Annotated in this window: 10 protein-coding genes and 1 riboswitch; of the genes, 2 read left to right on the forward strand and 8 right to left on the reverse strand. The window is 42.2% G+C overall.

Going from position 1 to position 8,097, the window contains the following annotated elements; all coding sequences use genetic code 11:
- The 3 genes from RP262_RS10990 to RP262_RS11000 all read right to left on the reverse strand — a co-directional run.
- The coding region (locus RP262_RS10990; RefSeq protein WP_311155171.1) for a DUF2268 domain-containing putative Zn-dependent protease at positions 1-587 on the reverse strand (587 nt) is incomplete at its 3' end.
- A gap of 173 nt (positions 588-760) precedes the next feature.
- Positions 761-1,390, reverse strand: coding sequence for a DUF4352 domain-containing protein (locus RP262_RS10995; protein WP_311155172.1), 630 nt, complete (start codon positions 1,388-1,390; stop codon positions 761-763).
- A 21-nt stretch (positions 1,391-1,411) separates the two neighbouring features.
- On the reverse strand, positions 1,412-2,275 hold the full coding sequence (locus RP262_RS11000) for a mechanosensitive ion channel family protein (RefSeq protein ID WP_311155173.1): 864 nt from the start codon (positions 2,273-2,275) through the stop codon (positions 1,412-1,414).
- A gap of 143 nt (positions 2,276-2,418) precedes the next feature.
- Between RP262_RS11000 and sstT the strand changes: the two genes are divergently transcribed.
- Positions 2,419-3,636, forward strand: a complete 1,218-nt coding sequence (gene sstT, locus RP262_RS11005) for a serine/threonine transporter SstT (protein ID WP_311155174.1) — start codon at positions 2,419-2,421, stop codon at positions 3,634-3,636.
- Positions 3,637-3,701: 65 nt separating this feature from the next.
- On the opposite strand, the gene RP262_RS11010 is transcribed toward sstT, so the two are convergent.
- The 4 genes from RP262_RS11010 to RP262_RS11025 form a co-directional block, all read right to left on the reverse strand.
- Positions 3,702-5,039 carry a sodium:alanine symporter family protein gene (locus RP262_RS11010; RefSeq protein WP_311155175.1) on the reverse strand — a complete coding sequence of 446 codons (1,338 nt, stop codon included), beginning with the start codon at positions 5,037-5,039 and terminating at the stop codon, positions 3,702-3,704.
- A gap of 85 nt (positions 5,040-5,124) precedes the next feature.
- A riboswitch (glycine riboswitch) is annotated at positions 5,125-5,217 on the reverse strand.
- Positions 5,218-5,383: 166 nt separating this feature from the next.
- On the reverse strand, positions 5,384-5,698 hold the full coding sequence (gene trxA / locus RP262_RS11015) for a thioredoxin (protein ID WP_002898369.1): 315 nt from the start codon (positions 5,696-5,698) through the stop codon (positions 5,384-5,386).
- 89 nt (positions 5,699-5,787) lie between these two features.
- Positions 5,788-6,195: a polyketide cyclase gene (locus RP262_RS11020; protein WP_003074623.1), complete on the reverse strand. Its 408-nt coding sequence runs from the start codon at positions 6,193-6,195 to the stop codon at positions 5,788-5,790.
- Positions 6,196-6,295: 100 nt separating this feature from the next.
- Positions 6,296-7,042 carry a LysR family transcriptional regulator gene (locus RP262_RS11025; protein ID WP_311155176.1) on the reverse strand — a complete coding sequence of 249 codons (747 nt, stop codon included), beginning with the start codon at positions 7,040-7,042 and terminating at the stop codon, positions 6,296-6,298.
- Positions 7,043-7,150: 108 nt separating this feature from the next.
- Here RP262_RS11025 and RP262_RS11030 point away from each other — a divergent pair, with 108 nt between their 5' ends.
- Positions 7,151-7,669, forward strand: a complete 519-nt coding sequence (locus RP262_RS11030) for a DUF4865 family protein (protein WP_009443933.1) — start codon at positions 7,151-7,153, stop codon at positions 7,667-7,669.
- 161 nt (positions 7,670-7,830) lie between these two features.
- Here RP262_RS11030 and trxA (RP262_RS11035) read toward each other — a convergent pair.
- On the reverse strand, positions 7,831-8,097 hold a 267-nt coding region (trxA, locus tag RP262_RS11035; RefSeq protein WP_311155177.1), incomplete at its 5' end, for a thioredoxin.

An 8,097-nucleotide genomic window follows, 5' to 3' on the forward strand; every position in this document is an offset into this window, starting at 1 on the left:
GCAAAAGACTCTGCCAATCCTTCACTAACTACCCAGTCTGCTAGTGTCGTCTGCTGGTTCCATTTGATAAATTGGAAGCGGACATTATGGTTGCACTCGTGGGCCAGAGCCGCCTGCACACGTGGCAAAGTATAGTCATTCGGTAGCAGACTAAGCATGAGGTAGCCTGGAATTCCTCCATCTCCACTGTACCCGTTATTGAGCTGTAACATGGGCTTTTCTGGATTGCCTAACAAAATAGTAAAATAGTAATCCTCAACCTCTAAATCATAGTCAGCTTGCTCAAAAAGACCAATACTCCTCTTGATGGTATCTTGACAATTTTGCCAGAGCTGATCAGAGCTCAGAGCATCAATAGCCGGTCTATCCTTTTCTGACAGAGTGCCGGGTAGCTGATTCATAAAGCCAAGTAGGAAAAGAGCATCAAATCCTCCGGGATACTTCGCTTTCAGAGGAATGTGCCGTGTTTGATATTTTGTTGCAAAAGGTGCTAAAATCTTAGCTCGAAAACAACCCTCTCTTTTTTCCAATGGCAGCTCGAGCATCTCCTGATAAACCTTATCTGAACGAATGATATTGATTTGCATGGTTATCTCCTTTCTTATCTACCATTAGTATACTCCCTCCCCTAAGGTCAGGGTCAAGAAAAAGATTTGAAACTTTCGTCTCAAATCTTCTTTTATCTATAGCATTTGCTGCCTCCACTTTCAAATCTAGTGCGGAAAGTAGCAAAGATCTTAGAGCAATAGGATAATTTTCCCTATTGCTCCTTCTTTTTCTCTTGCTTTGTCTTGTTTTTCTCCTTTTGCCACTTAGCATTTTCGTAGGTCACGGTATAGGTATCCTCATCGCCGCCTTCACCGTCAAAGATTAGGTCAAAGCGGATGGACTTGCCTGGCGCCAGATTGGTTCCGATTTGTGTATTGTCAAAGGTTGAGCCGTCCAAAATGTAGACATTTTCCTTCTTGTCATAGAGTCCAAAATCATAAGGACTAACCAGAATGGGCTTTTTAGAAGTATTTTCAACCGTGATAGTCGCAACGACAGCTACTCCTGTTGACTCATCGCTCATGACTCTCTTGCTGTCTTCCGCTGCCGAATGAACTGTCACCTTAAGTCCACTGGAAAATTCAACTGTTTTTTCAAAAGCATGGCTGTTATAGGACTCTAATGGCGAGTTATGGTAGCCTGTGAGAGACTTGAGATGGTCATTTTCTTCCATAAGGCCAATCGTAGTGATGACGAGGAGAATGCTGAGCAAGGCCAGAAGAAAGATGATAATACCAGACACCAGAGCTGCCCAAAAGAGACCCTGCTTGTGGAGAGGACGTTTTAAACGGTAAACATGATTGTCCTCACTGACAATTTCCTGCTGAATTCGCTGATTCATATGGACCTTTCTAATCAATAATTACATGCCTTTTGAAAGAGGTCCAAGCGTCGGAAGCTCAATCCCCTCTCGCAAAAGCGCTTCATGGTAAAGGCGGTAGAAAATATGGTAAATAGAAACCTGCATGCCACCTTGTACAATCATGCTGATACGGAAGTTAAACTGGCCATTTGAAGCCATTTGCGGCCCCAAGATATTCGGCTCTTTAAGAATCTCTGGATGTTCTGGCACTGCTTCTTCATTGACCTTGGAAATGATGCGGTAAATCTCGTCCAAATCCGTTTGGGCATAAAGCGGAATATCAATCAAGACACGCATATCTCCACGGGAAAGATTACTGACAACCATGATATTGCGGTTTGGAACAAAATGAAGCGTTCCGTCCGCGTCCCGTACCTGCGTCGTCCGAATCCCGACACTGATTACTGTTCCAGCGATGTTGATAGGACCGTTAGTCAGGCGGACATTGTCACCGACATCTAACTGGCGCTCGAGAAGGATAAAGAAACCATTGACCAGATCCGACAGGAAGCCCTGAGCCCCCATTCCAATAGCTACACCAGCAATTCCCGCACCAGCCAAAAGACTGGAAACCGGCAAACCCAAGATGGATAAAACCCAGTAAATCAAGAGGAAATACAAGACATAATTAAGCAGATTCTCAATCAGCCGAGTAATGGTTTTCTGTCTGGCTACATCCTGCTTGGATAGCTTGAGAGAGGGGGCAATGATCTTGGTCACTGACAAATGCAGGATTTTCTTAACGATGTAAAATAAGATAAAAAGCAGAAGTAAAGAGACCAGCTTGGAAAAAAGGTCATCTGCAATCTTGCTCCAGTCAAACTGCTGGATATAGCGGGAAAAGACATTTCCGGTCTTAGACATAGGCTACCTCCAAAAGGATTACTACCATTATACCACAAAGACCAATCAGCGCGGACATAGAATGGTTAGTCCGACCTAGCATTGCTTTCACTCCCTTTCTATCGTATAATAAAATAAGTATCTAAGACAAGAAAGGAACTGACATGCTCCATCGCTTCATCACCATTTGGAATAAAACCAATCTAATCAAGCGGATTTCCATCGGTATTGGCATTGGTATCCTGCTGGCTATCATCTTCCCCCAAGCACAGGCCATTGGACTTCTGGGCCAAATCTTCGTTGGCGGCCTCAAGGCCATCGCTCCGCTCCTAGTCTTCGCTCTGGTAGCAAATGCCCTTTCTCAGCAGCAGAAAGGGCAAAAGAGCAATATGAAAACAGTCGTATTGCTCTATCTTCTAGGGACCTTTGCGGCAGCCCTGGTAGCGGTCCTAGTCAATTTCTTCTTTCCAATTAGCATAGAGTTGGCATCGTCCTCCCAAAAGGTTTCTCCGCCAGATGGAATCGGACAAGTCCTCAGCAATCTTCTGCTTCAGCTGGTGGACAATCCCGTCAACGCCCTCATCACCGCTAACTACATTGGTATCCTGTCCTGGGCTGTCATCTTTGGAATTGCCATGCGGGAAGCCAGCCACCACAGCAAGGAACTGCTGCAGACCTTGGCAGATATAACTTCTAAGATTGTCGAGTGGATTATCAACCTAGCCCCTCTTGGGATTCTTGGCCTGGTCTACACTACCATTTCCGGCAAAGGTTTCCAGGCTCTAAAAAGCTATGGTATTCTGCTGCTGGCCTTGATAGCCAGCATGCTGATTGCCGTTCTGATTATCAATCCTTTGATTACCTTTATCATGCTGCGGAAAAATCCCTATCCCTTGGTCTGGCGCTGTTTGCGGGTCAGTGGCGTGACTGCCTTTTTCACGCGCAGCTCTGCGGCTAACATCCCCGTCAATATGAAACTCTGTCGGGATCTGGGGCTCAATCCAGAGACCTACTCAGTCTCTATTCCTCTGGGGGCCACTATCAATATGGCAGGAGCTGCCATCACTATCAACACCCTGACCTTGGCTGCTGTCAATACGCTGGGTATCCAGGTTGACTTTGGCACAGCTCTAGTTCTCAGTGTCGTAGCGGCAATTTCTGCCTGCGGGGCTTCCGGTGTAGCTGGTGGGGCTCTCCTGCTCATTCCGGTCGCCTGCAGCCTCTTTGGGATTTCCAATGATTTGGCCATGCAGGTAGTCAGCGTCGGCTTCGTTATCGGTGTCATTCAGGACTCCTGCGAGACAGCCCTCAACTCTTCTACTGACGTTCTCTTTACAGCTGTGGCCGAGATGAGCAGCTGGCCAAAAGAAAAACGCTATTAATTTCGACAAAAAACCTCTAGACTTCCATCATTACGGAAAGCTAGAGGCTTTTTTATGTGCAAAAGTTAGTTCTTTCGATGCTTGTCAAAATATTTCTTTGTTTCCCCGATGACAATAGGAGAGAGCGCTAGGAGAGCGATTAAATTTGGCAAGGCCATGAGGGCATTGACAATATCTGCAATAATCCAGACCGCCTCTAGACCCACAAAACCACCGAGTAGAATCATAAGGACAAATAGCAGACGATAAACGCGGATATAGCGCACCCCAAAGAGAAATTCAAAACAGCGCTCACCATAGTAATTCCAGCCCAAGATAGTCGTAAAGGCAAACAGAACCAGAAAGACTGAAAGCAGAACTGGACCAAAATTAGCAAAAACAGTCGCAAATGCTGCCTGAGTCAGGGACACACCATTGAGATTGCCATCCCAGACCCCTGTGATTAAAATTGTCAATCCTGTCAAACTACAGATAATCAGGGTGTCGATAAAGGTTCCGGTCATAGAAATCAAGCCCTGCTCTACCGGTTCCTTGGTCCGAGCTGCGGCCGCTGCAATGGGCGCTGATCCCAAACCAGATTCGTTGGAAAAAACTCCACGCGCGACCCCGTTTTGAATTGCCATCTGGATGGTCGCACCGGCAAAGCCACCGACAGCAGCTGTCTGGCTAAAGGCTGAGCTAAAGACCAGCTGGAGAGTGGGCAGCAGACGATCTAGATTGACCGCTAAGACAGTCACAGTCCCCAAGATATAAATAGCTGCCATAAAGGGCACAACCTTGGTCGACACTCGAGCAATAGACTGGATGCCACTGAAAATAACCAGAGCCACCAAAATAGCCAAGATAGAAGCTGTCACAGCTGGAGGCAGCTGAACGGTATTCTGCATGGCCTCTGTGATGGAATTGACCTGCGTAAAGGTCCCAATCCCTAAGAGAGCCACCAAGATACCAGCTATCGCAAAAAAGATAGCCAGCGGGCGCCATTTCTCGCCCATCCCTAGTAAGATATAGTGCATGGGACCGCCCGCCATAGCACCATGAGCATCCTTGCGGCGGTACTTGATAGCTAAGAGGCCCTCGGCATACTTCGTCGCCATTCCAAAGAAAGCAGCCACCCACATCCAGAAGAGTGCCCCCGGTCCACCGGTTTTAATGGCAGTTGCCACTCCGATAATATTTCCCGTTCCCACAGTCGCAGCTAGAGCTGTGCAGAGAGCCGCAAAGCTAGAGACATCGCCCTGATGCTCCTCGTCTGATACAAAGATTAGCCGAAAGGCACGCGGAAGACGAAAAATCTGCAGCAAACCCAGACGTAAACTGAGATAGATACCGGTACCAACCAGCAAAATGAGCAGGGGCGGACCCCAAACAAAAGAATCCAGACGATTCAATATTTCCAACATGATATAAGCTCCTTTTCACACCGAGAAAAAGAAAGAGCACATGCAAAACATGTACTCTGGATGTGCTGGAGTAGGGAAATCCCTACCTCTTCGCTCTGTCCTTTTACCTGAGAGTTTGAGCGGTTCTAAACCGCCTTGCCCCTTCGGTGCCATTCATGGTCTCTCCAGAGTTCCGTCCATTTCACAGTCAGAGGCGCCTACCTCTTTCTGAAAAACTTCGTTCGGTGTTGGTTATTAATTTTCTATTATTCTAAAAGAACATTCGCCTTTTGTCAATATTTTATAAAAAAATTTAAGCATGTAAACGTTTTTTGATACAAAAAAGAAGCCCAGAGGCTTCTTGCTTAGCTTAATTCGGCGATAATAGCCTTAAGCTGGTCTTTGGTATGAACACCTGCGACTTGCTTAACGACTTGACCATCTTTCTTGAACAGAAGGGTCGGAATGGACATAATGCCAAATTCACGGGCAGTATTTGGATTTTCATCCACATCCATTTTAAGGATTTTCAATTCATCCTCATGGACTTCTCCTGCCAACTGCTCCAAGATAGGTGCCTGCATACGGCATGGACCGCACCAAGTTGCCCAAAAGTCAATCAGAACCAATCCGTCTTTTGTTTCTTCTGCAAATGTTGCATCTGTAACTGCTGCTACCATAAATTTTCTCCTTTAATAGCTTACTTTTGATAACATTTTACACCAAAAGCCAGAGAAAGAAAAAAATTCTCTAGCTAAGTAGAGAATTCTTATTTTTCCAAACAATTTTTTAAAATAAAAATAGATTGAGGAACATCTGAGAAAACTTGGCTTAAAAATTCCAAATGTTGCTGATCTTTGCTATCTAAAGCTACGGTGTGCTTGACATTTACAGTGCCATCATCGTTCTCAATGATCTGATGACCAAAAAGGATATCTCCAAACGGGGTCGCTGTTTTATCCCAAAATTCCTCAAAGGGCTTGACAAGTGTCAGCTGATATTCCATTGGGGGCATTCCTTCGAGTTCCATTATCCCACAAGATCCTGTCTTAAATCCACCATTTAATGTAATATTTTTTAAATCTTCTTCCCAGTCATACCACTTTTCAATATTTTCATAGTAGGACCATACATCTTCTTTTGCTGCTTTCATGCTTAAACTGAAACTAAATTCCATTACAATAACTCCTTTATAATATGTATACTTATTATAAGTATATTTATAATATTTGTCAAATGTTTTTTCTTTCTAGCACTAATATTTCTTCTAAAATAGTCTACTTAATTTGATTCTGCTTTTCATACTGATAAAATGGGATAAGAATGATGTCTTGGTCGTATGGCTTGATATTCGCTCTCTTATTTAGCCATTTAGGCAATAGTGCGATTCCTTTCCCGTTTTCAACTAAGCTGATAATGTTCTCAAAAGAATCAATTTCTACAACTGATTTTAAATGAGCAAACTTCATTAAGCTTTGTTTTCTAAAAGGGCAATTTTCATCTTTATTAACGAATATGGGTATTTCTTCACTAGCCTTTATGATGCTCGAACAAGCATAAACTGACTCAATATGTCCGATAGTCTCATCATAATGGTTTAAATTTTCAATTTTTTGAAAGCAAAAAATTTTATCAAAGTCTTCCTGATGAGCAATGATTGGTATATCCGAAGTTTTTTGGATATTAATCTCACTTTTATCCAAATCAATTGTTTGCGAATTATTAATATCGTGATTAAATAACAATTCTGAAATTAAGATGGATATTTTCGAGGTTTCACATTTCTTTTTTAATTTCTCTAAATTGTTAGAAGTTTCCTTACAAAATTGATAAAATAAGTCTCCACTTTCTGTCGGGACTAAACCATTATATTTTCTGTAAAATAATTTCGTATCTAATTCAGTTTCAAGCACTTTCAATCTAGCGCTGAGATTAGATTGTGCATATTGTAATATCTTTGAACTTTTGTTTATTGATCTTGTCTCATAGATTGTCACAAAAATGCTCATATCATTAAAATTCATTTAAAACACCCTATCACTTTTTGTGATAATTATATCATTTTTAAGTATTATTCAACATGATATAAATCATTTATACTGTGAATAGTTCATTAGAAAAGGGGTACCGCAATGCAAGCAATGCAATATACTATAAAATTACCATCAGATTATGATATGGATATCATTAGACAACGTGTCCGAAATACAGGTCATTTGATGGATGGATTCGACGATTTGTTTTTCAAAGTTTATTTAATCTCTGAAAAATCTGAAGGCCAATTATTTAACAGTTACTGTCCGCTATATATTTGGAAAAATACCAACGGAATGACAAAATTCATATTTGATGGTTACTTTGATCATATTTTAAATTCGTTTGGCTGGCAAAATATTGAAATCGGAATAACTTCATCAGTCGAAATATCTGATCATTTTGACTCAAGTAAATATGCTACATTAGAAGTCATTGATATAGAAGCATCTGAAAGTTTAAAATCCTTTACCATTCACGAGCAAATGCAAAACAACGAAAGTGGCAAAGCCGTTATTTTCAATCCTGATAAATGGAAAAAATGTATCTTTACTTTTTATACCAATAAACCCGACACACAACTACCAACATTTGAAATTTTGCACATTTCACAATAAGTGCTTATGATAAGTTATAGGGAAACGCCTGAGCAAACACTTCTTCAGTATTTTGCACACTATGATAGTATACTTGCTCTTCCCAAAATTGTATGACCTTTACTGTCATCAGCTAAATGAAAAAATCGTTACGACATGTAACGATTTTTTTGGCTATGCTATTAACTTAATTCGGCGATAATAGCCTTGAGCTGGTCTTTGGTGTGAACACCTGCGACTTGCTTAACGACTTGACCATCTTTCTTGAACAGAAGGGTCGGAATGGACATAATGCCAAATTCACGGGCAGTATTTGGATTTTCATCCACATCCATTTTAAGGATTTTCAATTCATCCTCATGGACTTCTCCTGCCAACTGCTCCAAGATAGGTGCCTGCATACGGCATGGACCGCACCAAGTTGCCCAAAAGTCAATCAGAACCAATCC

This window comes from uncultured Streptococcus sp., from assembly GCF_963456385.1.
In the GTDB taxonomy this organism is placed as follows: Bacteria; Bacillota; Bacilli; order Lactobacillales; family Streptococcaceae; genus Streptococcus.